Below are 500 nucleotides of genomic sequence, written 5' to 3'. Positions count from 1 at the left end.
GCCATTGGTACAGGTACAGAAGTTGCAATCGAAGCTGCTGATATAACTATTTTAGGAGGAGACCTTTTATTAATTCCAAAAGCAATAAAAGCAAGTAAATCTACAATTCGTAATATTCGCCAAAATCTATTTTGGGCGTTTGGTTACAATGTTGCAGGTATCCCTATAGCAGCAATTGGTCTGCTAGCACCTTGGGTTGCGGGAGCAGCAATGGCTTTAAGTTCTGTAAGTGTTGTCACAAACGCTTTACGTCTAAAACGTATGAAATTATAAGAATCTTATATTTCTTGAAAGGAGGTGACAACATTGACTAACGAAGTTATTAATGTAGAAGGTATGAGCTGTGACCATTGCAAGCATTCAATTGAAAAAGCATTAAATGGATTAGATGGTGTAACATCTTCAGAAGTAAGCTTGGCGAATGGGAATGTGGAAGTTGAATTTGATGAAAATCAAGTAGCTTTCAACGACTTTAAAGAAGCTATTGAAGATCAAGGTTA

At 36.6% G+C, this 500-nt stretch carries 1 protein-coding gene and 1 pseudogene; both read left to right on the top strand.

Annotated elements, in window-relative coordinates:
- A pseudogene (locus tag L284_RS47225) lies at window positions 1–273 on the top strand (heavy metal translocating P-type ATPase); the annotation flags it as partial.
- 33 nt (window positions 274–306) lie between these two features.
- A partial coding sequence (gene copZ, locus L284_RS47220; protein ID WP_081673920.1) for a copper chaperone CopZ occupies window positions 307–500 on the top strand: 194 nt, incomplete at its 3' end.

The organism is Novosphingobium lindaniclasticum LE124, from assembly GCF_000445125.1.
GTDB lineage: Bacteria > Pseudomonadota > Alphaproteobacteria > Sphingomonadales > Sphingomonadaceae > Novosphingobium > Novosphingobium lindaniclasticum.
This window is presented reverse-complemented; position numbering and strand designations above follow the sequence as displayed.